Here is a 24830-nt window from a genome sequence, read left to right as displayed (position 1 = left end):
TCGCGGGTCGGGTGACTGCGTTGGTTTGGCCGGCTGCGTGTGTCTCGCACACGCGGGTCCGGCACCGCACAAGATGTGGTGACGGGCCGCTAGCCCGCAGCCACCTCACGCGTCCGGTTGTCATACATTCGCCGGATCACCTCCTTTCGGTGTGGGGTCCACACTAGGAATCGCTCGGCCCTCGATCAATCGGTTTTTCGAGTCGATTCCCCAGTGATCACCCATGGACGCGTCTGCGCTGGTCACCTACCGTTCCGCCCATGACGAAGCGACAGGGGGAGCCTTCGGTGAGGCGGGCGATAGGCAGCGGGTCGGTGTTCGAGGAGCGGATCGGGTACGCGCGGGCCGTCGTCGACGGGGACCGGGTGCACGTGTCCGGGACGACCGGGTTCGACTACGCGGCGATGACCATCTCCGAGGACGTGGTGGAGCAGGCGGGGCAGTGCCTGCGGAACGTCGGGGCGGCGCTCGCCGAGGCGGGGTGCACGTTCGCGGACGTGGTGCGGGTGCGGTACCTGCTGCCCGCGCGGGAGGACTTCGAGCCGTGCTGGCCCGTGCTGCGGGAGGCGTTCGGGGAGGTGCGGCCGGCCGCGACGATGATGGTGTGCGGGCTCGCCGACGACCGGATGCGGATCGAGATCGAGGTGGACGCGCGGCGCGCGCCGGTCGGTCCCGGCGCCGGGCTGCGGATCGCGGCCGTCGACGGGGACGCGATGGTCCAGGAGTGGCGGTACGTGCACAACGAGATCGTGCCGCCCGCCGCGATGACCCCGGACGAGGCGCGGGAGCGCGGGCGGCGGTACCGGCTGGAGAACGCCTACCTCGGGGACACGCTCGTCGGCTGCTCGACGGTGCGTCCGCCCGCGGGCGAGGGGCGGGTGGCGACCGTGATCGCGCGGGTGCTGCCCGCGTTCCGGGGGCGCGGCATCGGTACCGCGCTCTACGAGGCGGGTCTCGCGCACGCGCGGGGGCTCGGTGCGCGGGCGGTGGAGACCGTGGTGCTGGCGGCGAACGCCGACGGGTTGCGGTTCGCCGCGGGGCGTGGGTTCGTGGAACGGGAGCGGTACGTCCTGGACGGAGAGCGGGACGAGTGGGTCGATCTGAGACTCGCCGGCCCCGCGTCGTGACCGCCATGACGGGGGCGTATGCCGAGTTTCCGCAGTACAACGATTTCTGCAATCTTGTGGGAACTCGGTGTGTGCTGCATCACGTTCGAGTTGAATGAAGGCCAGTGAGCGAACCGACGTACCGTACGGCGGACGCAGCCTGCAGGGGGTCCAGGTGAGTGCTTCCCGGCGTAGTGGGACCACCGACGAGCTGGGGCCGGACGAGCCGGAGCAGCCCGAGCGGGACGGCGCGGACCTGTTGGCCGCGCTCCTCGACGGGATGGACGCGGCCCTGTGCGCCTTCGACGCGGACGGCGTGGTCACCCACTGGAACCGCGAGGCGGAGCGGATCCTCGGCTGGAGCGCGGCCGAGGCCGTGGGCCGGCAGGGCTTCGCCGGGTGGGCCGTGCGCAGCGCGGACGCCGGTGAGGTGGAGGACCGGCTGCTGTCCGCGATGCGGGCGCCGGGGCGGCAGGTGCACGAGTTCGCGCTGCTGACCAAGGACGGCGGGCGGGTGCTGGTGCGCACCCAGTCCGCGGCCGTGCGCGGCGCCGACGGGAGGCCCGCGGGGGTGTACTGCGCGTTCAGCGAGGTGCACGCGCAGATCGACCTGGAGCGGTCCATCGCGCTGAGCGAGGCGCTGCTGGAGGACGCGAGCTGGGGTGTCGTCCTGGTGGACGCGGACCTGCGCCCCGCCGTGGTCAACGCGCACGCCGCACGCGCGCTGGGCGCCGGGCGCACCTCGGTGCTGGGGCGGCCGCTCGGCGATCTGCTCGTGCAGGGCGTGGAGGACCTGGAGAACGCGCTGACGCACGTCCTGGCGGAGGGCGCGCCGCCCGGGCCCGCCGAGGTGTGGGTGGGGCTGCGGACGCCGGAGGGGGAGCGGCGGCGGTGCTGGCGCAGCGGGTTCGTGCGGCTGGCGTCGCCGCTCGCGGAGGAGCCGGTGCCGCTGGGCGTGGGCTGGCTGTTCCAGGACATCACGGAGGCCAAGCAGGCCGAGCAGGAGGCGGCGCTGCTGCGGTTCCGGGCCAATCAGCTGCACCGGGCGGCGCGGGCGGCGGCGGAGTGCGAGGACCCGGCGGAGGCGGCGGTGGTCCACCTGGACTTCGCGCTGGCCGGTTTCGCCGACCACGCGCTGATCGACCGGCTGGCGGGCGGGGCCGTGGACACCGACGCGGCGGTGCCGGTCCGGCTGGTGCGGGTCGCGGCCACGCCGTCCGGCGCGCCGGGGCCGAGCCTGCCGTCGGGGACGGCCGGGATGCCGGTGCGCTACGGCGAGGGGCATCCGGCGGTGAGCTGTGTGGAGCGGGCGGGCTCGGTGCGGGCCAGCGCCGGTGCGCGGGCGGTGCCGCCCGAGAAGGTGCGGGCCTGGGCGGTGGCCCGGCAGTGGCCGGAGGACACGGTGCACGGCCTGTGCGCGGTGCTGCGCAGCCGGGGCCGGACGCTGGGCGTGGTGACGTTCCTGCGGGGCGCGGGACGGAGCGCGTTCGAGCGGTCCGACGCGATGTACGCGGAGGACGTGGCCGTCCGGATCGCGTCCGCGCTGGATCTGGCCGGTGCGGTGGAGAAGCGGTAGCGGGGTGCCCGCGCGGGCCGGCTCAGCGCTGGTAGAAGATCCGGTCCCGGTACTGGTCGAGGACGCGCCCGTTCCAGTCGTGGCCGCCGTCCACGTTGCCGGAGCGCAGCAGCGGGGGTTCGATGCCGCGGTCGGCGAGGGCGCCGGCCGCGGTGGCCATCATGGCCTGCATGAGGGCGCTGGTGACGACCGTGGAGGCCGGGGCGAAGGGCACCGGGACCGTGTCGAGGGTGAGTTCCGCGTCCCCGACGGCGATCTTCGAGTCGAGCACGATGTCGCAGTGGTCCTTGAGGAAGGTGCCGGAGCTGTGCCGGGAGGCCGTCTCGGACGCGTACGCCACCGAGGTCACGCCGATGGTGCGGACGCCGAGGGCGCGGGCGTTCATCGCCATCTCCACGGGCATGGCGTTGCGCCCGGACAGGGAGATGATCACCAGGACGTCGCCCTCGCGGAGCGGGGAGGAGTCCAGGACGGCGCTCGCGAGACCGTCGACGCGTTCCAGGGCGGAACCGAGCGTGGCGGGCATCACGTCGACACCGACGACGCCGGGCACGGTGAGCAGGTTCATCAGGGCGAGCCCGCCGGCGCGGTAGACGACGTCCTGGGCGGCGAGGGAGGAGTGGCCGGCGCCGAAGGCGAAGAGCCGTCCGCCGCGCTCGACGGTGTCGGCGAGCAGGGTCCCGGCCGCCTCGACGCCGTCCGCCTCCTCGTCGCGGACGCGGCGCAGCAGGTCGATCGCCGCGTCGAGGAACTGCCCGGCGGGCTTGCGGTCGCTCATGCGGGACCCCTTCGGTGTGCCTGTGTCGCGGATCACGGTGCGGTCTGGACCAGTGCGGTGTCAATACGGCGTGGCGCGGCCCCGCGGGCCCGGCTTCGCACCGCGCGGCACGGTTGTCGGTGGTATGCGTCAGAATTGAATCCAGGGCCAGCGCACGCGCCGGTGGCCGCGGCCTCCGGCAATCTCATCAAGGGGCACGAATGTCCGGACTGATCGACACCACGGAGATGTACCTCCGCACCATTCTGGAGCTGGAGGAGGAAGGTGTGGTCCCGATGCGCGCCCGGATCGCCGAGCGGCTCGATCAGAGCGGCCCGACGGTCAGTCAGACGGTGGCGCGGATGGAGCGCGACGGCCTGGTGTCCGTGGCGGCCGACCGGCATCTGGAGCTGACCGACGAGGGCCGGCGGCTGGCGACGCGCGTGATGCGCAAGCACCGGCTCGCCGAGTGTCTGCTCGTCGACGTGATCGGCCTGGAGTGGGAGCAGGTGCACGCCGAGGCGTGTCGCTGGGAGCACGTGATGAGCGAGGCCGTCGAGCGGCGCGTGCTGGAGCTGCTGCGCCACCCGACGGAGTCGCCGTACGGGAACCCGATCCCGGGCCTGGAGGAGCTGGGCGAGGCGGACGGCGCCGACCCGTTCCTGGACGAGGGCATGGTCTCGCTGGCCGACCTCGACCCGGGGACGGAGGGCAAGACGGTCGTCGTGCGCCGTATCGGTGAGCCGATCCAGACGGACGCGCAGCTGATGTACACGCTGCGCCGGGCGGGGGTGCAGCCCGGTTCGGTGGTGAGCGTGACCGAGTCGGCGGGTGGCGTGCTGGTGGGCAGTGGTGGCGAGGCCGCCGAGCTGGAGTCGGACACCGCCTCCCACGTGTTCGTCGCCAAGCGCTGAGTCCGCCGGGGGCGGGGTCGTGCGCCGGCGCACGGATCCCGTCGTTTCGGGTTCCTGTGCGCCGAATCGCAGCGCCCGGACGCTTGGCGTGCAAGGCTGTGCCGTGAGGCATATGACGTAGGGGGCTCTTGGCCGCGCGTGACAGCGATGTCGCCCGGTCGGGGAGGGGGCGGGACGTGCCGGAGAGACGGAGAGGGCCCCGGCGCCGTGTGGCGCCGGGGCCTGTCCTCCCCTGTGCTGACCCGGAGCCCCGAGCTCTCAGGGTCAATCCCCACGGACCGTTTTCCCCGAGCGGCCCGCCTCCCGTTGAAGATCTCCCCTGAGCAGCGGCGATCAATCCCCGAGGGGTGTCACTCGAATGAGGGGTGTTGCTGGGCGAGACGCCTCTTTCGAATACGCATTCGATACTCTGCGGACAGGTACGGCAAGGCACGGCAGGCAGGACACGGTTCCGAGCGGAGCTTGGGGGTGCCAGGACCAATGGCGCGACGCATCGACGTGACCGGCGCGGGCGGCGTACGCCTCGCGGCGTGGGAGTTCGGCGACCCTCCCAAGGCCAACCGGACGCACGGCGCGGGTGACCAGCCCGGCGTGCTCTTACTGCACGGCCTGATGGGCCGCGCCTCGCACTGGGCCCCCACGGCCCGCTGGCTCTCCGCCCGCCATCGGGCCGTCGCCCTCGACCAGCGCGGCCACGGCCGCAGCGACAAGCCCCCGCACGGCTCCTACACCCGGGAGGCCTACGTCGACGACGTCGAGGCCGCCCTGGAGCAGCTCGGCCTCGGCCCGGCCGTCCTGATCGGCCACGCCATGGGCGCGCTGACCGGCTGGCAGCTCGCCGCCAAACGCCCCGACCTGGTCCGCGGCCTGATCATCTGCGACATGCGGGCCTCCGCCCTCGGCGCGGCCTCGCAGCACACCTGGACCGAGTGGTTCCGCGCCTGGCCGGTCCCCTTCGCCACGCTCGCCGACGTCCGCAAGTGGTTCGGCGAGGACGACCCGTGGGTGGAGCGGCCCAACCCGGCCCGCGGCGAGTTCTACGCCGAGGTGATGGCCGAGTCCCCGGACGGCTGGCGCCCCGTCTTCGACCCGCAGCAGATGCTCAGGACCCGTGAGACCTGGGTCTACGACGCCCACTGGGAGGAGCTGGCGCAGGTGCGCTGCCCGACCCTGGTGGTGCGCGGCCTCGACGGCGAGCTGGGCCGCGCCGAGGCCCAGGAGATGGTCCGCGTGCTGCCCGGCGGCCAGTACGCGGAGGTCGCCGACGCCGGCCACCTCGTCCACTACGACCAGCCGGAGGCGTGGCGGGCGGCCATCGAGCCGTTCCTGGACACGCTCAGGGTGGGCTGACCTCCCCCCGGGCGGGACCGTCACGCCTTGCTGACCGCCGTGAGGATCTCCGGCAGCCGCTCCGCCGTGCGCGGTGCCGCGAGACGCAACCCGAGCAGCGTCAGCGCGGCGCCGTACACCGTCCCCACCGGCAGCAGCAGCCGGCCCAGGTCCGCGGCGCCCTCGCTCACGTTCAGCCAGACGGTCAGCGCGATCACGGGCGCGCACAGCAGGGCCGCGCCCACCATGCCGCCGAAGATCGAGATCCAGGCCAGCCCGACCTGACCGGGGGCGACGTTCTTGTACCCCTCCTGCGGGATGGAGTACGGGAAGCGCGCCGAGGTCCACGCGCCGGTCGCCAGCATCGCGCCGAGCAGCGCGAAGGAGAGCCCCAGCGTCTCGGGCAGGGCGGGCCAGTCGTCGAGCATCGCCGTGGTCAGGACGGTCACGAGGGTGGCGTACGGCAGGGTGATCAGCAGCAGCGCCAGCGCGCGGGCCCGCAGCTCGACGTAGGCGTCCCGCGTCGACGAGATCGTCATCGCGACCATCCAGAACGCGGACGTGTCCTGTCCGAACTGGTTGTACATCTGGATGCCGAGCATCCCCGCGGCGAAGCAGGCGAAGTAGACCGAGCCGGTGCCCTGCCAGGCGTTGAACACCGGCACGATCAGGCCGATGGCCAGCGAGGTCACCCAGGCCGCCTTGGTCTTGGGGTCGCGCCACACGTAGCGCAGGGTGCGCTCCATCGTCGTACCGGTGCGGCCCGCGGGCAGCAGCCGGGCGAGCCCCGACGAGCCGCGCTCGCGCACCGGCCGGGTGTCGCTCTGGATCGTGGAGCCGTCCGGCGTGGTCATCAGCCGCGTCAGATGGCGGGCCCACACCCACAGCAGCAGCACCAGCGCCGCCGCGGTCAGCGCGAGCTGGGCGAGGGCGGTGCCGTACGCGCCGTCGCTCGCCGCGTCCATCGCGCCGATCGCCGACGCGGGCGGCACCCAGCGCAGCACGTCGGCAGCCGGGTCGAGCTGTTCGAGACCGGAGGAACCCAGCCGCTGCGCGCCGAAGTTGACGAGCTGCGCGCCGACCGCGACGACCAGACCGCTCAGCACCGCCAGGTCGCGCCCCTTGCGGCTGGTCAGCAGCCGTACGTTGGCCGCGGCGACGGCCCGCGCCAGGGTCACGCAGACCAGCAGCGCGAGCACCGCCGCCACGACGCCGACGGCGTAGGCCGCCCCGCCGTGCGCGACCGCGGCCACGGACCCGGCGAACATGCACAGCGTGAACAGCGGCCCGGTGCCCACCAGCGACGACGTGAGCAGGGCCCGGATCAGCGGCCGGGGCCTGAGCGGCAGCATCACCAGCCGGGTCGGGTCGAGCGTCTCGTCGCCGCCCGGGAAGAACAGCGGCATCACCGCCCAGCCGAGGCCCAGTACGGCCGCCAGCAGGACGACCAGCGACTCCACGTGCGCGTGCCCGCGCAGCGCGATCAGGCCGATCAGCTGGAGCACGGCGAAGAGCAGTACGGCGACCGCCGACGCGATGTACGCGGCCCGCCGCCCGCCGGACTGCCGCAGTCCGTTGCGCAGCAGGGACAGTTTCAGCCGCACGAAGACGGCGGTGACGGAGGCGGGCGCGGCCGGCGCGGCGGACGTGCCGGGCGTGACGAGCGGGGTCTGCGTGTTCATCGGGACCCGCCGCCCAGCCAGTCCAGGTCGGAACCGGCGTCCCGGCCTCCGGCGCCGACGAGTTCGAGGAACGCCTGCTGCAACGAGGCCGCCTCGCCGCGCACCTCGGCGAGCGTGCCGGTGGCGCGGATGCGGCCGGCGGCCATGACGGCCACCCAGTCGCAGAGCGACTCCACCAGCTCCATCACGTGGGAGGAGAAGACGACGGTGGCGCCGGAGGCGGTGTAGCGCTCCAGGACGCCCCGGATGGTCTGCGCGGAGACCGGGTCGACGCCCTCGAACGGCTCGTCCAGGAAGAGTACTTCCGGGTTGTGCAGCAGGGCGGCCGCGAGCCCGATCTTCTTCCGCATGCCGGTCGAGTAGTCGACGACCAGCTTGTGCTGGGAGCCGGTCAGGTCGAGCACGTCCAGCAGTTGCGTGGCCCGCTTGTCGACCTCGTCACCGGGAAGCCCGCGCAACCGGCCGGTGTAGCCCAGCAGTTCCCGCCCCGACAGCCGCTCGAACAGCCGCAGCCCCTCGGGCAGCACCCCGATCCTGGCCTTGACCTCGACCGGATCGCGCCACACATCGTGCCCGACCACCTCGACCGACCCCTGATCAGGCCGCAGCAGCCCGGTCACCATGGAGAGAGTGGTGGTCTTCCCGGCCCCGTTCGGCCCGACCAGCCCGATGAACTTGCCCGCCGGCAACTCCAGATCGATCCCACCCACGGCAATCTGCTGCCCGAACCGCTTCCAGAGCCCCCGCACCCGCACCGCACTGTCACTCACCACGTCTCCCTCCGTCGACTTCGAACCCTACGGGGGAAGAGCGCCCCCGAAGGGGCGCGGGGAACTGCGCGATCAGCCAGGTACCACCCGCAGTCGCCCACGAGACAGCGACTCGGCAGACGAGAAGGCGCCCCTAGCGTTCCCGCCCGCACGCATAGGCAAGCGGCGACACCAGTTCCTCCACATCCGGCAACCACCGATTCGCGGGCGTCGGCCGGCACGCCCACTGCACCGCCCCCCACGTCCCCACCCGCGTGGGCGGCGCGGCCACGTACGCCCCCTCCCCGAGCACCCCCAGATCAAGGGCCCGGGGCGCCCACCCCAGTCGCCGCACGAGGTCCGGCACCTTCACCCCCGCACCCGGAAGAACGAAGAACCGCATCCGCCGGTCCGGCGTCAGCGTCACCGGCCCCAGCGTCAGCTCCATCCGCTCCATCCGGGCCAGCGCCAGGAACCCCGCGGTCTCGGGCACGTCGACCGCGTCGAAGGTCCGCCCCGTGGGCAGCAGGATCGACGCCGTCGGCTGCTTCTGCCACATCCGGCGGGCCACGGTCGCGCTGCCCGTCGCCTGCGCCGCCCAGTCCTCGCGCGCCGGGTGCGCGCCCGGGGCGGCGCACGCCGGGTCCGCGCAGGAGCAGCGCTGCACCCCGTCGGCGGCTACCAGCCAGGTACCGGGAAACACGTCCCAGTGGCGCTCCTCGGCGTAGCGAACGGCGGTCTCCAGCAGCGATGTGCCGCGCTGCTGCGGGATCTGGGCGGCTTCCGCGGCCTGGATGGTCTCTTCCACGTGGAACACAACTCCCGTGCTCACCCCGGGTTACGGGGGTCGAGTGCGCGGGGGAGGGGCATCGATCCCGCATCCGGGGCGCACGGGCGCATACGTGGGGGCGCGCAGGAGGATTCGCCGCGGGAGCTGGGTAGCCACGTCTGGGGCCGGCACCGTCCGTTACCCCGGCAATCCTCGTAAGCATTGCAAGCTTCGCAAGTCTCGCATTGTCGGCACATCGACTGGGCATTGATCTTCACGGCCGGATCCGCTTCGTCCCACGATCCGCCGGGACAGCATCGAGACCGCAAGAGACCGCATGGGGGTTACGCCATGGCCGCAAGGCCTCTCGTCGCGCGGCAGCCGAACGAACGACTGCAAGCGCTCATTCAGGAAGCGGGCTGCTCGAACGCGGGCCTCGCCCGCCGGGTCAACGTGTGCGGGGTCGAGCACGGTCTCGACCTGCGGTACGACAAGACCTCGGTGGCCCGCTGGCTGCGTGGACAGCAACCGCGGGGCCGGGCACCGGCGATCATCGCCGAGGCGCTCGGCCGCAAGCTCGGCCGCACGGTCACGATCGACGAGATCGGCATGGCCAACGGCAAGAACCTCGCGTCCGGCGTCGGCCTCCAGTTCTCGCCGACGGTGCTGGGAGCCATCGAGCAGGTCTGCGAGCTGTGGCGCAGCGACGTGGGGCGCCGGGACTTCCTGTCCGGTTCCTCCGTCGCGTCCTCCGCGCTCGTCGAACCCAGCCGGGACTGGCTGATTTCCGCCCCCGACTCGCAGGTCTCGCGCTCGGCCGGACCGCGGGTGGGGCCCTCCGACGTGGCGGCCGTGCGGGCGATGACGCAGGCGCTGGTGGACCTGGACCACCAGTACGGCAGCGGACACGTCCGGCCGGTGCTCGTGCACTACCTGAACAGCGTGGTCTCGGGGCTGCTGGCGGGCTCCTACCGGGAGGCGGTCGGGCGCGAACTGTTCGCCACGGTCGCCCGGTTGACCGAACTGGCCGGATACATGGCCGTCGACACCGGCCAACCGGGCCTCGCCCAGCGGTACTACATCCAGTCGCTGCGGCTCGCGCAGGCGGCGGGTGACCGCGGCTACGGCGGCTACGTGCTGGCCGCGTCCATGAGCCACCTGGCCGCGCAGCTCGGAAACCCGCGCGAGATCGCGCAGTTGGCGCGGGCGGCGCAAGAGGGGGCGCGCGGCCGGGTGACGCCCCGCGCGGAGTCGATGTTCCACGCCGCCGAGGCCCGCGGGCACGCGCTCCTGGGCGACGTGCGGTCGGCGCACGAGGCGGCCGGGCGGGCGGTCGGCGCGATGGAGGCGGCCGATCCGGCCTCCGGCGACGACCCGGTGTGGATCAGGCACTTCGACGAGGCGTACCTCGCCGACGAGTTGGCGCACTGTCACCGGGACCTCGGGCAGGCCGACGCGGCGGCGCGGTACGCGCAGCAGTCCCTGGACGGCCACCCGGAGTCGCGGGCGCGCAGGCGGGCCATCGGTCATGTGCTCTTGGCCACTGCGCAGGTGCAGCAGCGGGAGATCGAACAGGCCTGCACCACCGCGACGAAGGCCGTGGAGATCCTCGGCACCCTGCGCTCCAACCGGGGCGCCGAGTACCTGGAGGACTTCCAGGCCCGGTTGGAGCCCTACCGGGAGGAAGCCGTGGTCAGGGAGTTCGGGGCGCGGCTGGATCTGCAGGCCGCCGCGTGAACGGACGGGCCGCGGACGCGTGAACACGCGTGAAACCACGGCGTGGTGATCGCGAAGGAACATGAACAGCGTGCCGCGGCCCGGTTTTGTTACTGCCGTCACAGGGAAAGAGTTGACGCCCCATGCGGCGTGGCAGTGGGCTCGGGGGACCCGGTAGCGTGAGCCGACGATTCCGAAGGTCCCCCATTCGTAGGAGTCCCGGTGACGCAGAGTGGACAGGGCGAGGAGCCCTCGGCGCGGCAAGCGCACGAAGGCATCGTGCTGCCCTCGGACGGTGGCGAGCCCTTGCTGCCCGGCATGACCGGCGGCTCCGCCGGCCCGTCGGCCGGCGGACCCGTGCCCGCCTCGGCGCCACCCGGCGGCCAGGCGTGGGACCGGCCCTGGGGCCCCGAGCAGCAGAGCCCGCACTCCGGCCAGGGATGGTCCACCCCGGCCGACGCCCAGCCCTGGGGCACCCCGGAGCAGCAGGCCCCCCAGCCGCCCGCGCAGCCCTCGGAGCCGCACGCCTGGCCGCCCGCACAGCCCGGGCCGGCGCAGCAGCAGACGCACGGAGCCCTGCCGCCCCCGACCGGCGCGGGCCCCGGCCCGCTCCCCCCGGAGGGCGCGCAGCCCCCGGCGTACGGCACCCCGGCCGCCGGTGGGCCCTACGGCGACCAGGCCTACGGGAACCAGTCGTACGGCGACCAGTCGTACGGCGACCAGTCCTACGGCGCGCAGCCGCCGTACGCGCAGCCGCAGCCCCACCAGCAGCCCGAACCGCGGCCGCAGCCCCACCAGGGCCAGGCGTTCCCGCCGCTGCCGCCCGCCGACGAGGGCGCGACCCAGTTCATACCGCCGGTCGCCGCGTCCGCCGACGAGGGCGCCACGCAGTACATACCGCACATACCGCCCGCGGGTCCCGGGGCGCTGCCGCCGGAGAGACCCACGCAGGCGCAGGCCGAGTCGACGCAGTTCCTCGGCCGCGCACCGCAGTACCCCGCGCAGCCCGCGGCCGGACACCAGCCCGCTCCCGCCGCCCACCCCGACGCCCAGGCCACGCAGTACATCGCGCCCGTGCCCGGCGGCCCCGCCGGTGCCCCCTACGGCGCCGCGCCCGGCGGTGACGAGGGCCGGCAGCCGCCCGCCGAGTTCGACAACCTCTTCCGCAGCGCCCCCGGTGCCGACGGCCCGGCCTCGGCCACGCAGCAGATGCCCCGCTTCGACGAGCCGCAGCCGCACCACGCGGCCGGCCAGTCGGCGTACGCCCCCCAGGGGCCGGGCGGCGGCGGTGGCAGGCGGCGCGGGAACGACGAAGGCGGCCGGGGCGGCGGTGGCCGCTCACGGCTGCCGCTGATCGCGGCCGTCGGCGTGGCCATCGCCGTCGTCGGGGTCGGCGCCGGAGCGATGATGGCCGGCGGGGGAGGCGACGACGAGAAGAGCGAGAACCAGCCGGTCTCCGCCACGGCCCCCGCCTCCGAGTCCGCGTCGGCCTCCGCCCCGGCGTCCGCCGACCCGGTCCGGCAGCAGGCCGTGGAGCTGGACAAGCTGCTCGCCGAGAGCGGCACCGGCCGGACCACCGTGATCAACGCCGTCGGTGACGTGAAGTCCTGCGACAACCTGCCCCAGGCGGCCAAGGACCTGCGCGAGGCCGCCAAGCAGCGCACCGGGCTGGTCGAGAGCCTCGCCAAGCTGTCCGTGGACAAGCTGCCCCAGCACACCGAGCTGACCACCGCCCTCAACAAGGCGTGGCAGGCCTCGGCGTCGGCCGACAACCACTACGCGGCCTGGGCCGACCAGACGGCCGGCAAGAAGGGCTGCAAGAAGGGCACGGCCCGCACCACCAGCCACACGCAGGCCGGGAACCGGGACAGCGGCACCGCGAGCAAGGAGAAGGCCACGGCCGCGGGGCTGTGGAACAAGATCGCGAAGCAGTACGGCCTGACGGAGCGCGGGCCCACCCAGCTGTGACCCGGCGGGCGGGCCGGGCCCCCGGCCCGCTCAGGTCACGTCGGCGTTCTGAAGGACGCGGGTGGTGTCCACGGCCCCCTGGCGGGCCGAGACCAGGCGGCCCTCCCGCACCACCTGGAGGGTGACCTCGGCGTTGACCAGGCGCGGGAAGCCGACGGAGGCCAGTTTGTCGGCGAAGGTCCACTGGAGGGGCGGCGTGAGCCCGCCCGTGCCGACCTTCAGCCCGCCGTCGAGGGCGCGCCGGACGGAGCCGGCGCTCACCTCGCCGTCGCCGAGCGACGCGACGATCTCGCTGAGCACGGTGTACGCGATCCAGGTGGTCTGCACCCCGGCGTCCGCGGCGTCGACGTTGTTGTCGCCGAACGCCTCCTCCTTGATCACCTTCTTCATCCCGCTCCAGGCGGGGTCGCTCACCGACGGGTACCAGCCGGTGACGTAGGCCCCCTCGTAGGGTCCGGACGGCCCGCCGCTCGCGTTGATCGTGCTCTGGTCGACGCTGCCCAGCACGGTCGCGGTGCGTACCTCGGGGTGGTCCTCGCGGGCCCGGCGGAAGGAGTCCATGAAGGTGCCGGTGCGGTCCCCGAGGACGGGCACCACGCATCCGGGGTCCGCGGAGCCGGTGGCCGTCCGCTCCAGCGCCCGCTGGGACTGGCCGCCGTACTCCGTGGCGTCCTCCGCCGCCCGCTGGTCCTGGGCCCGCTCGTGCCCGCCCGAGGTCAGGCCCGAGTCGAGCAGCACCGGCAGCTGGTCGCCGGCGATCGTGTCGGGGCGCACCAGCGTGACCGGCCCGCAGGGGCCGGCCAGCGCGTTGCCGAGGCCGGCCAGCAGCGCGGGCTGTCCTCCGTTGACCGGGTACGACAGCGGACTGGTGAACTCCGCGTTCGTGATGCCGTAGCCGCCGATGTACGGGATGCCGGCGCCCTCGAGGACGGGGAAGAACGAGTCGGCGTGCTGGCTGTAGGAGCCGACGACGGCGACCGCGTTCTCCTTGACGGCGCGGCGGGCGCACTTCGCGGCGGTCACGCTGTCGTTGTGGTCGTTGCAGGTGAGCACGTTGAGCTTCCGGCCGTCGAGGCCGCCCCGGTCGTTGATCCAGCGGGCGTAGGCCTGGGCGAGGGCGGGCATGCCGGGTTTGTTGGTCGCGCCGGTGTCCTGCGGCGCCCAGGTCATCACGGTGATCGGGTCGTCCCCGGCGCCCCCCGTGGCACCGGGGACGACCCCGCAGCCGGCGGCGAACGACGCGCATGCCACCAGCGCGCCCGCGGACAGGACGCCGGTGCGGGTGGCCCGGAAGCGGCGGCGGAGGCCGCCGGGGTGTGCGCTGCGGATGGGTCGCCTGCCGGTCATGTACCCGCACGATTCCCTCACGCGGCCAACCTGGAAGTGACTTGCGGTCAACGCGTGGTGACGCGGAGGTGAATTGCGGGGGCCGGTGGGGCGCCCGTGAGGAGGAACGTACGATCGATGACCGTGCAAGGTTCGGAGAAGTCTTCCCGTCGCGGCCGTCGCTCCTCCACCATGGGCGGCATGCCACTCAACGACATGCCGTGGTGGCGCTGGCGCAGTCAGGTGCGCTCCGCGCTGCACATGCTCTCCGCGCCCGGCTTCCAGCGGGACGTCTGGCTGGCCGGGGTCGACGGCTACGGCGACGTCACCGACGCGGTGTACCGGCTGGTGGAGGACACCTGGCTGGACCACTGGTCCGCCGAGAAGTACGTCGGCACGGTCTTCCGCGACTCGCAGGAGGCGGCGCTGGTGGACACCGCCGTGCTGCGGGTCCTGCGCATCATGCACCAGGTGGGACCGGACGCGGCGGTCAACGTCTACCTCGACCACCCGGACTGGCCGGAGGCGGTACGGGCCGCTCGCGACGCGCACGTGCGGCTGGCCGCCAGTGACGGCGAGGACCCGGAGACCGAGCCGCGCTCGCTGGAGCTGCTGCAGATCATGACGCGGGCGGTCTGAGGCGGGTCCGGGGCGGTCCGCCTGGCGGGACGGCGCTCGGGCCGGTGGGCCGGATATGGGACCCTGTCCTGCATGAACGAGCAGTCCTCCGCCGCCGTGCCCTCGGCCGCCGCACCGGCCGACCAGTACGTCCTCACCCTGTCCTGCCCCGACAAGCAGGGCATCGTGCACGCCGTGTCGAGCTACCTGTTCATGACCGGCTGCAACATCGAGGACAGCCAGCAGTTCGGCGACCACGACACGGGTCTGTTCTTCATGCGGGTCCACTTCTCGGCCGACGCCCCGGTGACCGTGGACAAGCTGCGCGCCAGCTTCACGGCGATCGGCGACGCCTTCCACATGGACTGGCAGATCAACCGGGCCGACGAGAAGATGCGCATCGTGCTCATGGTCAGCAGGTTCGGGCACTGCCTGAACGACCTGCTGTTCCGGGCCCGGATCGGGGCGCTGCCGGTGGAGATCGCGGCGGTGGTGTCCAATCACACCGATTTCGCGGAGCTGGTGGGGTCCTATGACATCCCCTTCCACCACATTCCCGTGACGAAGGACACCAAGGCGGAGGCCGAGGCCCGGATTCTGGAGATCGTGCGCGAGGAGAACGTCGAACTCGTCGTGCTGGCCCGCTACATGCAGGTCCTCTCCGACGACCTGTGCAAGCAGCTCAGCGGCCGGATCATCAACATCCACCACTCCTTCCTGCCGAGCTTCAAGGGCGCGAAGCCGTACCACCAGGCGCACGCGCGGGGCGTGAAGCTGATCGGCGCGACCGCCCACTATGTGACGGCCGACCTCGACGAGGGGCCGATCATCGAGCAGGAGGTCGAGCGGGTCGGCCACGACGTCACGCCGGACCAGCTGGTCGCGGTGGGCCGGGACGTGGAGTGCCAGGCGCTGGCGCGGGCCGTGAAGTGGCACGCGGAGCGGAGGATTCTGCTGAACGGGCGCCGGACGGTGGTCTTCGCCTAGCGGGGCGAGCGGTTCCGTCGTGTCGGCGGGTGCGGGTGTGTGGGTGGTTGCTCGCGCAGTTCCCCGCGCCCCTTGAGGTACGTGCGGTGTACGCCCCTTCAGGGGCGCGGGGAACTGCGCGACCGGCCACCGATCACCCGCACCCGCCGACGAACCCGGCACCCACCCCTACATCCTGCTCAGGCTCGCCGCGGCGAACAGCACGTCCCTGATCGCCTCCCGGTCCCCCAACTGCCCGGCCGCCGCATCCGCCGGAGGCACGTGGCCCGCCGCCAGCCGGCAGAACTCCACACCGTCCAGGGCGACATGGGCCACCTCGTGGTCGGCGGAACCCACCGCGCCGGGGGAGTCGAGCGGGATCAGCCACTCACCGCCGCCCGAACCCTCGATCTCCAGCCGCAGGCTGCGCCCGGGCTCCCCCGCGGGGACCAGGTGCGGGTGGACGCCGGGCGTGGCCAGACCGGCCCGGCGCCGGGCGGCCAGCGCACCCGGAAGCATCCGGGCCGCGAGGTCGATCATGCGGTTGAGATGGCGCGCGGCGGGCGGCTCGTACGGATAGTCCACCGCCTCGGCGATGTCCTCCGCGTGGACCCAGCACTCGAAGGCCCGGTCCAGCATCGCGTCCCGCAGGGGCAGCTCGAAGTCGCCGTACGAGACCGGCATCCCGCCCGCGTCCCCGGTGAACGACGCGGTCCGCACGATGCCGTGGCTCTGCTCCCGCCAGGGCGCCCGAACCAGGCGGGTGGGCGGGTAGTGCGAGGCCCGCCAGTACGCCTCGGTGCGGGCGGCCGGTACGCGGCTTGGCGCGGTGACGTCCCCCATCGGGTCGGCGAGGCCCAGGGCGACGGCGACCGTGCCGTCCACCGTCAGCAGGTGGGCGAGGACCCCGGCGACCGTGGTGCGGCGGCTCGCGGGGCCGTCGTCCTCGAACCAGCGCAGCCGGACCGGCGTGTGCCAGTCGGCGTCCCCGATGTCCTGGAGCAGCGCGTCCAGCCGTGCGGTCTCGGCGTCGTACGGGGTGGCCCACTCGGGCACCGGGATGCGCGGCGGGCGCCGCTCCAGGCAGCCGTCCAGGACGCGGGTGCGCAGGGCGGGGTCCAGATCGAGGCTCTCGGGTCGCTGGAGCAGCGTCACGGCCTCGCGCAGCCGCAGGGCCTCGTCGGCGCAGGCGGCGCAGTCCCCGATGTGCTCCTCGACGGCCGCCGCCTCCTCGGCGGAGCAGGCGGCCAGGGCCCACGCCCCGAGCAGCGACGTCAGCACGTGGTGCTCCAGCACGGCCGGCACCACGTCGGGCAGCGCCCGGCCACCGTCCTCGACGGAAACCCGGGGCAACGGTATCCGCGGCCCACCACCGTCCCCCTCACCGGAGCCGCCGGAGCCACCGGGCACCCCGGTCCCGCCGATTCCGGCAGCACCACCGGGGGCGCCCGGGCCGCCGAGATCGCCGGGGCCGCCGGACATGTCCGCGGCGGTCTCCTCGTCGTTCTCGGCGTTCTCGTCGTGGGCCGTCATGCCGCACCCCCGTATCCCGGCGGAGCCCCGGGCGGCTGTGGGGCGGTGGCCGCGTCGCGGGCGGTGGACAGGAGCTGGAGGCCCAGGCGCAGGCGGCGGCGGGCCTCGTCCTCCGTGACGCCGAGGTCGGCGGCGGTCTGGCGGTAGTCGCGGCGCTGGAAGTAGGCCAGCTCCAGGGCGGCGCGCAGCGGGGCCGGCATGGACTGGACGATGTAGTCGGCGCGGGCGGCGACCGAGGCGTGGCGCACCTTGAGCTCCAGCTCCTCGGCGGTGCCCGGGCCCCCGCGGGCCAGGGCGGCCGTCTCGGTGGCCCGCAGCCGCTGGACGGCGAAACGGTGGGTCAGCGTGGCGACCCAGGTGCGCAGCGGACCCTGCCGGGGGTCGTAGGCGTCGGGGTGCTCCCAGACGTGGGCGAAGACGTCGCGTGTGATGCGGTCGGCCGCCCGCTCGTCGTCGAGCACGCGGTGGGCCAGACCGTGCACGAGCGAGGCGAACCGGTCGTACAGCTCGCCCAGGGCGGCGGCCTCGCCGCGGGCGAGTCGCTGCTGCATCTTGCGGTCCCAGCGCATCGGCACGTCCCTCTTCGCCATGCGGCCCTCCACCCCCTGTTCCCTCCGCCGTCCAGCCTGCGGCCGTTCTCTCCACGAATGTAGTCGGCACGTCCGACAGCGCACGCCCCTTTGTGGCAATGTGCGCCCCCGGCCCGTCACGGGTGATAAGGGGTTCTACTACCCTCGACCGTGCGACCAGATTCGATCGAGAAAGACCGAAAGAGATCGAACAGGATCGAAACAGGCGGAAACAAGCCTCTTCTGATCGGGCGCCGTTTCCGGGCAGGTGTTTGCGGGAACGGCGGCTGGGCAGGCGCGCGGCCAAGAAGCGAAGGCACGGCTTCCGTTTCGGGTGAATCCAGACGATCCGGCGAATGAAGGGCATGGTGGTGACGTTCAATGTGACCGGCGGCGAGCAGGGCCAGTGGGCCGTGCTCCAGGTGTCGGGCGAACTGGATCTGGTGACGTCACCGGTGCTGCGGCAGCGCGTGCACGACGAGGTCGCCGAGGGGCGGCACAGCCTTGTCCTGGACCTTTCCGAGGTCCTGTTCTGCGACTCCAGCGGCGTCGGGGTGCTCATCGCCTCCCGGCGGCTCATCCGCTCCTGCCAGGGCCGGCTGCGCCTGATACTGCCGGCCCAGGGAGCCGCCGACGGCTCCCACGTCAACCGCGTCCTCGGCGCGCTGGGAGTACGCCGGCTCTTCGACTGCCACCCCGACCTCGCCTCGGCGACCGGGGACGAGCCGCGACCGCTGTCCGCGTAACCCCTGATCGCGCAACCCCCTGTCCGCGTAAGTCGTGCCCGCGGCGGCGCCCGCCGTCGTACGCTCCGGGCGAGACGCACCCGACACCGACGTGAGGCGGCCGGAAGAACCATGGTCAACAGCGAGTACGAACGCAGGATCGCCGCGCGGTTCAGCATCTTCGACCAGGACGGCAACGGCTACATCGACCGTTCCGACTTCAGCGGGGCGGCCAAGGCGCTGCTCGCCGAGTTCGGCGTCGCGGCCCGGTCCGACAAGGGCCAGGCCCTCTACGGCGGCGCGGAGGCCCTCTGGCAGGGGTTCGCGGGCATCGCCGACCGGGACGGCGACCAGCGCATCACCCGTGAGGAGTTCGTCACCGGGGCGGTCAAGCGCCTGCGGGACAAGCCGGAGCGGTTCGCCGAGATCGCCCGTCCCTTCCTGCACGCCGCGCTGTACGTCGCCGACGCGGACGGCGACGGATCCGCCACCGTCGCGGAGACCGCGCGCCTGCTCACCGCGCTGGGCGTGCCCGAGGACACCGCGCGTGAGGTCGCCGGCGGTCTCGACGCGGACGGGGACGACAAGGTGGGCGAGGCGGAGATCGTCCCGGCCTTCGCGCAGTACTTCACCGTGCCCGAGTAGGCACCTGGGCAAGCACCCGGCGAGCGGCGGATGTCGCGGATCGTGGCAGAGCGGTGTCACTGAGCGTTGATACCGGGTTGTGTCCACCGTGTCACCCGTCACGGACCGGAGTCGGTGCCACGCTCCGGTACCTTGTGTGGGATGCGAGTGGTCGTGAGCGCCAGCCGTGCCGGAGCAGCCCCGTGGGCGGCTCCGGAACCGGCGGTGCGTGCCTTGCCCCGCAGGGCGGAAAGGCCGTCGGCCGCCGCCTGTTCGACTCCCCGGAATGCGCGTCGCACAGTATGCCGCACGGGTACTCCTTCGCGCTGGAATATGCCCGAAGCGCTTGTTGGGGTGACTGTACGTCAACCATGCTGTCCCACAACGGAATCACGGTCCGTGATCCCGTCCCCGGCCGTTGATCTGGCCATGCTGAGAATGGCTACGATCGTGGCCCACGTGAGGCGCGAGCCTTTGTGTCCGCCGGTTCGGATGGTGTGAGCGGTGCAGATGCTTCAAGTGCAGCTGGAGGTCCGGCCCGACCCCTCGGAAGTGGGACGTGCCCGGCGGTGGGCGCGCTCACGGCTCGCCGGGTCGGCGATACGGGCCGACGAGTCACTCGCCGAGACGCTGGTCCTGCTCGTCTCCGAACTGGTCACCAACGCCGTGGTGCACACGGGCCGTTCGGCCGTGCTGCGGCTGGTGCTGCCGGCGGCCGCGCCCGGGGAGCCGGGGGAGCCGGGCAAGCCCGAGGAGGCCACCGTGCGACTCGAGGTGGACGACGCCAGCGACCTTGCCCCGGTGCCCCGTTGCGCGGGCGACGAGGCGACGGGCGGCCGGGGCCTCGCCCTCGTCGACGGGCTCGCCGACCGCTGGGGCTGGAGCCGGGAGGGCACCGGCAAGCGCATCTGGTGCGAACTGGACCGCTGCGCCCAACGCGAGGAGACCGCCCCGGCGTGCGGGGGCGCGGTGGCGTACGAGGGGTACGCGTACGAGGTCGTGTAGAGGCCGGCGGTGACGCGGCAGTGCGCCGGGCGTGCTTCCGTGCGCGTCCCCGACGAACGTGGACGCAAGGGATGAAACCGGCCCGACTGGTTGACGGATCGTGACCGCTTCCTCACGCTTGTAGACAACGATTCGCCGCGAGGGGACGTCGAGGGCCCGGTGAGGGGCCCTCGACGAGTGTGGGTCGTGATTCGGCGGCGGTTCCCCCGGGGGCGACGGGAGCCGGGCGGGAGCGCCGGAGTCGGGTGGTGGCGCGCGATGCCGCGCTCGGGGCGACAGCGCCGCGCCGCCGGCCGGCACATCTCCGTACGCCCCTCACCCGGGCACTCGTTCTCCACAGGCTGTGGACAACTCCGCCCGGAAGGTCCTGCGGTATGCGGTCGGCGTGACGCCCAGTGCCGCCTGGAGGTGCTGGCGCATCGACTGGGCCGTGCCGAACCCCGAGTCCCGGGCCACCTGGTCGACGGAGAGGGCGGTGGACTCCAGCAGGTGCCGGGCCCGTTCCACCCGCTGCCGGGTGAGCCACTGGCCCGGACTGACGCCGACCTCCTCGCGGAACCGGCGGGTGAAGGTGCGTACCGACATCGACTCCTGGGCGGCCATGTCCCGCAACTGGATCGGCTCGCCCAGGCGGCCGAGCGCCCAGGCGCGGGCGCCGGTCGTGGAGGACTGCTGCGGATCGGGCACCGGCCGCTCGATGTACTGCGCCTGCCCGCCGTCCCGGTGCGGCGGTACGACGGTGCGGCGGGCCACCTCGTTGGCGACCGCCGTGCCGTGGTCCCGGCGCACGATGTGCACGCACAGGTCGATGCCGGCCGCGACCCCGGCCGAGGTGAGCACGTCGCCGTCGTCGACGAACAGCACGTCGGCGTCCACCCTGATCCGCGGGAACAGCCGCTGGAAGTGCTCGGCGGAGGACCAGTGCGTGGTCGCCGGACGGCCGTCCAGGTATCCGGCGGCGGCCAGCACGAACCCGCCCGTGCAGATCGCCACGAGCCGGGTGCCGGGCCGGATCAGCGCCAGCGCGGAGGCCAGCTCCCCGGTCAGCACCCCGTCGTCGTAGACCGGGCCCAGTTCGTAGGAGGCGGGCACGACCACGGTGTCCGCGGTGGCCAGCGCCTCGGGGCCGTTCTCGACGAGGATCGCGAAGTCGGCGTCCGTCTCGACCGGGCCCGGCGGCCGGACCGAGCAGGTCACCACCTCGTACAGCGGGCGTTTCCGCTCGTCGCGGGCTAGGCCGAAGATGCGCTGCGCGATGCCCAGCTCGAAGGGGAGCAGGCCGTCCAGGGCCAGGACGACGACACGGTGCGGGCGGGACGGGCTGTCGGGCGTCATGGCCCGATCCTAGCGAACGCTGACCTTCGGGCCACTCGTTCGGGCGGTTCCGGTGCCCGAAGCTCAATGACGTGACCCAGACAACCGACGCCGCCGCAGCACCCGTACACCGGCCGAAGCCCGCCGGGCCGCGCCGCCGCCCGCGCATCCACCGCGCCTGGTGGGTCGCCGCCGTCACCTTCGTGACGATCATCGGCGCCGCCGCCTTCCGCTCCCTCCCCGGCATCCTCATCGACCCGCTGCACGAGGACTTCGGCTGGTCGCGCGGCACGATCGGCGCCGCCGTCTCCGTCAACCTCGCGCTCTACGGGCTGACCGCGCCCTTCGCCGCCGCGCTCATGGACCGATTCGGCATCCGGCGGGTGGTCGCCGTCGCCCTCGCCGTGATCGCGCTCGGCTCCGGGCTGACGGTCTGGATGGACTCCGCCTGGCAGCTCATCCTCTGCTGGGGCCTGCTGGTCGGTCTCGGCTCCGGTTCGATGGCCCTGGCCTTCGCCGCCACCGTCACCAACCGCTGGTTCACCGAGCGGCGCGGGCTGGTCACCGGCGTCCTCACCGCCGCCTCCGCCTCCGGACAGCTGATCTTCCTGCCGCTGCTGTCCTGGATCGTCGAGACGTACGACTGGCGCCCGGCGGCCGTCACCGTCGCCCTCGCCGCGCTCGCCGTCATCCCCTTCGTCTGGCTCCTCCTGCACGACCACCCGGCCGACGTCGGCCAGAAGCCTTACGGTGCCGAGGAGTTCGTCGAGAAGCCCGCGCCCGTCCCCGGCGCCGCCCGCCGTGCCCTCACGGTGCTCTTCTCCGCCGTCCGCACCGGCCCCTTCTGGCTCCTCGCCGGGACCTTCGCGATCTGCGGCGCCTCCACCAACGGCCTGATCCAGACCCACTTCGTGCCCGCCGCGCACGACCACGGCATGCCGCTGACGGCCGCCGCCTCGCTGCTCGCGGTCATCGGGGTGTTCGACGTGGCCGGCACGATCGCCTCCGGCTGGTTCACCGACCGCTTCGAGCCGCGCCGTCTGCTGGCCGTGTACTACGCCCTGCGCGGCGTCTCCCTCCTCTTCCTCCCCATCCTGCTGGCGCCCACCGTGCACCCCCCGATGATCTTCTTCATCGTTTTCTACGGCCTCGACTGGGTCGCCACCGTCCCGCCCACCCTCGCCCTGTGCCGCGAGCACTACGGCGAGGACAGCGCGATCGTCTTCGGCTGGGTGCTCGCCTCCCACCAGGTGGGCGCCGCCCTCGTCGCCTTCCTCGGCGGCGTGGCCCGCGACACCTTCGGCTCCTACGACGTCGTCTGGTACGCCTCGGGCGCACTGTGCGCGGCGGCGGCCCTGATGGCCCTGGTGATCCGACGCCGGCCGACTGGGGTGGCGGCGGGGGTTTGAGCGGGTCGTAGGGTGCGGGCATGGGGTGGGGGAGCACGGGGGAGGCCGGGGAACGCCGGCCCAACGATGAGTGGAACCGGGCGATCGCGCTGTGCGCGGGACAGGCGCCGCTGGTGTGGATGGCGTGGTGGTTCGCCACGCAGGCGGGCCGGGACGACTACGGCTACGGGGATGGCGGCTACCTGGGCATCTGCTGCGTGCCGCTGATCCTGCCGCTCGTCGGCCTCCTCCACGCCGCCGTGCAGATCGCACCCGCCGCGGCCCTGGCCCGCCTGCGGCCCCGCACCTCTCCCGGCCCCGAGTGGGCCTGGCACGTGGCCGGGTCCGTACTGATCGGCGCCGGCTGGTCGGCTCTGGGGCTCCTGCTGTGGGGGTGGCCGATCACCGAAACCCTCCCGTGGTTCGCCGGGGTCGGTGTCCTGCCGGTGCTGGTCCTCCACGCCCTGCGCGGACGACCGTGGGGAGGAGGGGGTGTCTGGCTCCGTTCCGTGGGCGCGAGCTTCGTCCTCTTCGTGGTGTGCGGAGTGGCGGCCGCCTCCTTGGCCGGCGACTACGAACCACCTCGGCTGTCCGCCGCGCGGCTCGCCGGGGAGTGGCGCAATGAGGACGGCGGCGTGTTGCGGCTGGCGCCGGGCGGCCGGGCCGAGTTGACCCGCGTACCGGCCTCCAACGACGTCGACCAGGAAGGGGACTTCTCCCTGTGCGACGGGACCGGCACGTGGACGTTCGAACAGGACAGCCAGCTGCCGGGCAGCCATCGCGACGGCGTCCTCGTGCGCCTCGACGGCGGGTGCGGCCAGGAGACGCACTGGACGATCGGCGGCACCGAGCGGAATCCCGAGCTGTTCGTGCTGTTCGGCGACCCGGACGCCGGTGACCTGCGCATCCTTACCAGGGACTAGCCGGGCAGCCGGGACACCCGGTCCGCCTCGTGCTTTGTCACCTTCTTGGCGATGCGTTCCGCGTCGAGTGCCAGTTCGCGGAGCATGCCGCTGATGGGGTTGGTGAAGCCGGTGAAGTAGAGGCCGGGGGCGTCGGGTGGGGTGGTGGCGCCGCGTGTGAGCGGTCTGCCGCGGTCGTCGAGGACGTCTAGGTGGCCGACCAGGCCCTCCAGGCCCCGCCGGTACCCCGTGGCCGCGATCACCGCGTCCGGGGCGAGGCGGGTGCCGTCGGCCAGGAGGATCTTGCCGTCCTCGAAGCCGTCCACCGCGGCGACGACCTCCACCCGGCCGCTCCGCACCGCGTCGATCAGACCCACGTCCTGCACCGGGATGGCACCCTCGGTCACCCGGCTGTAGAGCCCGGTGCCGGGCCTCGGCAGCCCCTGCGCCGACAGGTCGGGCACGCTGATCCGGGCCAGCGGCCGGGCCAGGCGGTCCACCAGCGCGACCGGCAGCCGCCGGCACAGGATGCCGGTGTACTGGGCCGCCCACCCGGCGGTCGAGCGGCGGACGATGTGCGGCGCCGTGCGCACGGCGAGCCGGACCCGGGCGGCGCCGCCCTCCACCAGGTCCACGGCGATCTCGGCACCGGTGTTGCCGACCCCGACGACCAGGACGTCCCGGCCCGCGTACGGGGCCGCGTCGCGGTACTCGGCGGCGTGCCGGAACTCGCCGGTGTACGTGTCCCGGCCGGGCCAGTCCGGCACGCGGGGCGTGTGGTTGAACCCGGTGGCGACCACGACCGCGGACCCGGTCAGCTCGCGGCCACCGGAGGCGTGCAGCAGCCAGCCCCCGCCGGACGCCCGCTCGACGCGGAAGACCTCGACGCCGGTGACGATCTCCAGTTGGTGGTACTCGACGTACTTCTCCAGGTAGCGCACGACGTCGTCGCGGGACACCCACCGCCCGAACCTGCGCGGCATCGCGAGGCCGGGCAGCGCGGACAGGCGCCGGGTGGTGTGCAGCCGCAGCCGGTCGTAGTGGCGCCGCCACGAGTCGCCGACGTGTTCGGCGCGCTCCAGGACCACCGCCCGCAGGCCGCGGGCGCGCAGCGCCTGGGCGACGGCGAGGCCGCCGGGACCCGCGCCTATGACGTACACGGGGCGGTCCGCGGGGTGTGCGGGCTGCGGTTCAGCGGACGCTGTGGAGTCGGCCATGCGGCGAGCGTAATCGCGCTCCGGATTGATGGGTCTCGGTCAAGACCGGAATCGGTTGCGGATCGGTCACGACCGGC

The 24830-nt window shown here is 73.3% G+C and carries 22 protein-coding genes; 13 read left to right on the top strand and 9 right to left on the bottom strand.

Annotation, left to right across the window (positions count from 1 at the left end; all coding sequences use genetic code 11):
• The first annotated feature begins 260 nt into the window (after positions 1 to 260).
• Both ACZ67M_RS30655 and ACZ67M_RS30650 read left to right on the top strand, forming a co-directional pair.
• The gene (locus ACZ67M_RS30655) at positions 261 to 1127 is read left to right on the top strand and encodes a GNAT family N-acetyltransferase (RefSeq protein WP_469853683.1); all 867 of its coding nucleotides are present in this window, start codon (positions 261 to 263) and stop codon (positions 1125 to 1127) included.
• A gap of 154 nt (positions 1128 to 1281) precedes the next feature.
• Positions 1282 to 2682, top strand: coding sequence for a PAS domain-containing protein (locus ACZ67M_RS30650; RefSeq protein WP_361357483.1), 1401 nt, complete (start codon positions 1282 to 1284; stop codon positions 2680 to 2682).
• Between the two features lie 22 nt (positions 2683 to 2704).
• On the opposite strand, the gene ACZ67M_RS30645 is transcribed toward ACZ67M_RS30650, so the two are convergent.
• A complete protein-coding gene (locus ACZ67M_RS30645) occupies positions 2705 to 3460 on the bottom strand; it encodes an SIS domain-containing protein (protein ID WP_361357486.1) in 756 nt (251 codons plus the stop codon).
• Between the two features lie 200 nt (positions 3461 to 3660).
• Between ACZ67M_RS30645 and ACZ67M_RS30640 the strand changes: the two genes are divergently transcribed.
• Both ACZ67M_RS30640 and ACZ67M_RS30635 read left to right on the top strand, forming a co-directional pair.
• On the top strand, positions 3661 to 4353 hold the full coding sequence (locus tag ACZ67M_RS30640; RefSeq protein WP_125494694.1) for a metal-dependent transcriptional regulator: 693 nt from the start codon (positions 3661 to 3663) through the stop codon (positions 4351 to 4353).
• 480 nt (positions 4354 to 4833) lie between these two features.
• The gene (locus ACZ67M_RS30635) at positions 4834 to 5703 is read left to right on the top strand and encodes an alpha/beta fold hydrolase (RefSeq protein ID WP_392015707.1); all 870 of its coding nucleotides are present in this window, start codon (positions 4834 to 4836) and stop codon (positions 5701 to 5703) included.
• A 20-nt stretch (positions 5704 to 5723) separates the two neighbouring features.
• Here the strand turns inward: ACZ67M_RS30635 and ACZ67M_RS30630 are convergent, their stop codons facing one another.
• From ACZ67M_RS30630 to ACZ67M_RS30620, 3 genes are all read right to left on the bottom strand, one after another.
• Positions 5724 to 7364 (bottom strand): transporter, encoded by a 1641-nt coding sequence (locus ACZ67M_RS30630; RefSeq protein ID WP_469853682.1) that lies wholly within the window; start codon positions 7362 to 7364, stop codon positions 5724 to 5726.
• Positions 7361 to 8137: an ABC transporter ATP-binding protein gene (locus ACZ67M_RS30625; RefSeq protein ID WP_392015702.1), complete on the bottom strand. Its 777-nt coding sequence runs from the start codon at positions 8135 to 8137 to the stop codon at positions 7361 to 7363. The genes ACZ67M_RS30630 and ACZ67M_RS30625 overlap by 4 nt, the downstream gene beginning before the upstream one ends.
• A 130-nt stretch (positions 8138 to 8267) precedes the next feature.
• A complete protein-coding gene (locus ACZ67M_RS30620) occupies positions 8268 to 8921 on the bottom strand; it encodes a bifunctional DNA primase/polymerase (protein WP_385801959.1) in 654 nt (217 codons plus the stop codon).
• 312 nt (positions 8922 to 9233) lie between these two features.
• On the opposite strand from ACZ67M_RS30620, the gene ACZ67M_RS30615 reads away from it, so the two are divergent.
• Both ACZ67M_RS30615 and ACZ67M_RS30610 read left to right on the top strand, forming a co-directional pair.
• The gene (locus tag ACZ67M_RS30615) at positions 9234 to 10619 is read left to right on the top strand and encodes a transcriptional regulator (protein WP_361357499.1); all 1386 of its coding nucleotides are present in this window, start codon (positions 9234 to 9236) and stop codon (positions 10617 to 10619) included.
• Positions 10620 to 10820: 201 nt separating this feature from the next.
• On the top strand, positions 10821 to 12566 hold the full coding sequence (locus ACZ67M_RS30610) for a hypothetical protein (RefSeq protein WP_469853681.1): 1746 nt from the start codon (positions 10821 to 10823) through the stop codon (positions 12564 to 12566).
• Between the two features lie 30 nt (positions 12567 to 12596).
• On the opposite strand, the gene ACZ67M_RS30605 is transcribed toward ACZ67M_RS30610, so the two are convergent.
• Positions 12597 to 13913, bottom strand: a complete 1317-nt coding sequence (locus ACZ67M_RS30605) for an ABC transporter substrate-binding protein (RefSeq protein ID WP_467322495.1) — start codon at positions 13911 to 13913, stop codon at positions 12597 to 12599.
• 117 nt (positions 13914 to 14030) lie between these two features.
• Between ACZ67M_RS30605 and ACZ67M_RS30600 the strand changes: the two genes are divergently transcribed.
• Positions 14031 to 14531, top strand: coding sequence for an SCO4402 family protein (locus ACZ67M_RS30600; RefSeq protein ID WP_361357508.1), 501 nt, complete (start codon positions 14031 to 14033; stop codon positions 14529 to 14531).
• Between the two features lie 72 nt (positions 14532 to 14603).
• Positions 14604 to 15497, top strand: coding sequence for a formyltetrahydrofolate deformylase (gene purU, locus ACZ67M_RS30595; protein ID WP_361357511.1), 894 nt, complete (start codon positions 14604 to 14606; stop codon positions 15495 to 15497).
• Between the two features lie 168 nt (positions 15498 to 15665).
• Here purU and ACZ67M_RS30590 read toward each other — a convergent pair whose 3' ends face one another.
• Both ACZ67M_RS30590 and ACZ67M_RS30585 read right to left on the bottom strand, forming a co-directional pair.
• Positions 15666 to 17009 (bottom strand): maleylpyruvate isomerase N-terminal domain-containing protein, encoded by a 1344-nt coding sequence (locus ACZ67M_RS30590; protein ID WP_469853680.1) that lies wholly within the window; start codon positions 17007 to 17009, stop codon positions 15666 to 15668.
• Positions 17006 to 17599 carry a sigma-70 family RNA polymerase sigma factor gene (locus tag ACZ67M_RS30585; protein WP_122619773.1) on the bottom strand — a complete coding sequence of 198 codons (594 nt, stop codon included), beginning with the start codon at positions 17597 to 17599 and terminating at the stop codon, positions 17006 to 17008. Before ACZ67M_RS30585 ends, ACZ67M_RS30590 begins: the two co-directional genes overlap by 4 nt.
• Before the next feature lie 344 nt (positions 17600 to 17943).
• Between ACZ67M_RS30585 and ACZ67M_RS30580 the strand changes: the two genes are divergently transcribed.
• From ACZ67M_RS30580 to ACZ67M_RS30570, 3 genes are all read left to right on the top strand, one after another.
• Positions 17944 to 18324, top strand: a complete 381-nt coding sequence (locus ACZ67M_RS30580; RefSeq protein ID WP_122619774.1) for an STAS domain-containing protein — start codon at positions 17944 to 17946, stop codon at positions 18322 to 18324.
• A 111-nt stretch (positions 18325 to 18435) separates the two neighbouring features.
• Complete coding sequence (locus tag ACZ67M_RS30575; protein ID WP_361357518.1) at positions 18436 to 18948, top strand: EF-hand domain-containing protein; 513 nt, start codon at positions 18436 to 18438, stop codon at positions 18946 to 18948.
• A gap of 498 nt (positions 18949 to 19446) precedes the next feature.
• A complete protein-coding gene (locus ACZ67M_RS30570) occupies positions 19447 to 19932 on the top strand; it encodes an ATP-binding protein (protein WP_469853791.1) in 486 nt (161 codons plus the stop codon).
• 315 nt (positions 19933 to 20247) lie between these two features.
• Here the strand turns inward: ACZ67M_RS30570 and ACZ67M_RS30565 are convergent, their stop codons facing one another.
• Positions 20248 to 21267: a GlxA family transcriptional regulator gene (locus tag ACZ67M_RS30565; RefSeq protein WP_469853679.1), complete on the bottom strand. Its 1020-nt coding sequence runs from the start codon at positions 21265 to 21267 to the stop codon at positions 20248 to 20250.
• A 71-nt stretch (positions 21268 to 21338) separates the two neighbouring features.
• Here ACZ67M_RS30565 and ACZ67M_RS30560 point away from each other — a divergent pair, with 71 nt between their 5' ends.
• Complete coding sequence (locus ACZ67M_RS30560) at positions 21339 to 22655, top strand: MFS transporter (protein ID WP_385801945.1); 1317 nt, start codon at positions 21339 to 21341, stop codon at positions 22653 to 22655.
• Between the two features lie 20 nt (positions 22656 to 22675).
• Positions 22676 to 23557, top strand: coding sequence for a hypothetical protein (locus ACZ67M_RS30555; protein WP_469853678.1), 882 nt, complete (start codon positions 22676 to 22678; stop codon positions 23555 to 23557).
• Here the strand turns inward: ACZ67M_RS30555 and ACZ67M_RS30550 are convergent.
• Positions 23554 to 24753 carry a flavin-containing monooxygenase gene (locus tag ACZ67M_RS30550; RefSeq protein WP_469853677.1) on the bottom strand — a complete coding sequence of 400 codons (1200 nt, stop codon included), beginning with the start codon at positions 24751 to 24753 and terminating at the stop codon, positions 23554 to 23556. The two genes, ACZ67M_RS30555 and ACZ67M_RS30550, sit on opposite strands and share 4 nt — an antisense overlap.
• Positions 24754 to 24830 lie beyond the last annotated feature (77 nt).

The sequence above is a fragment of the Streptomyces sp. NPDC107500 genome, assembly GCF_055582785.1.
The sequence above is the reverse complement of the archived record's forward strand: the minus strand, read 5'-3'. Positions and strand labels throughout refer to the sequence as shown.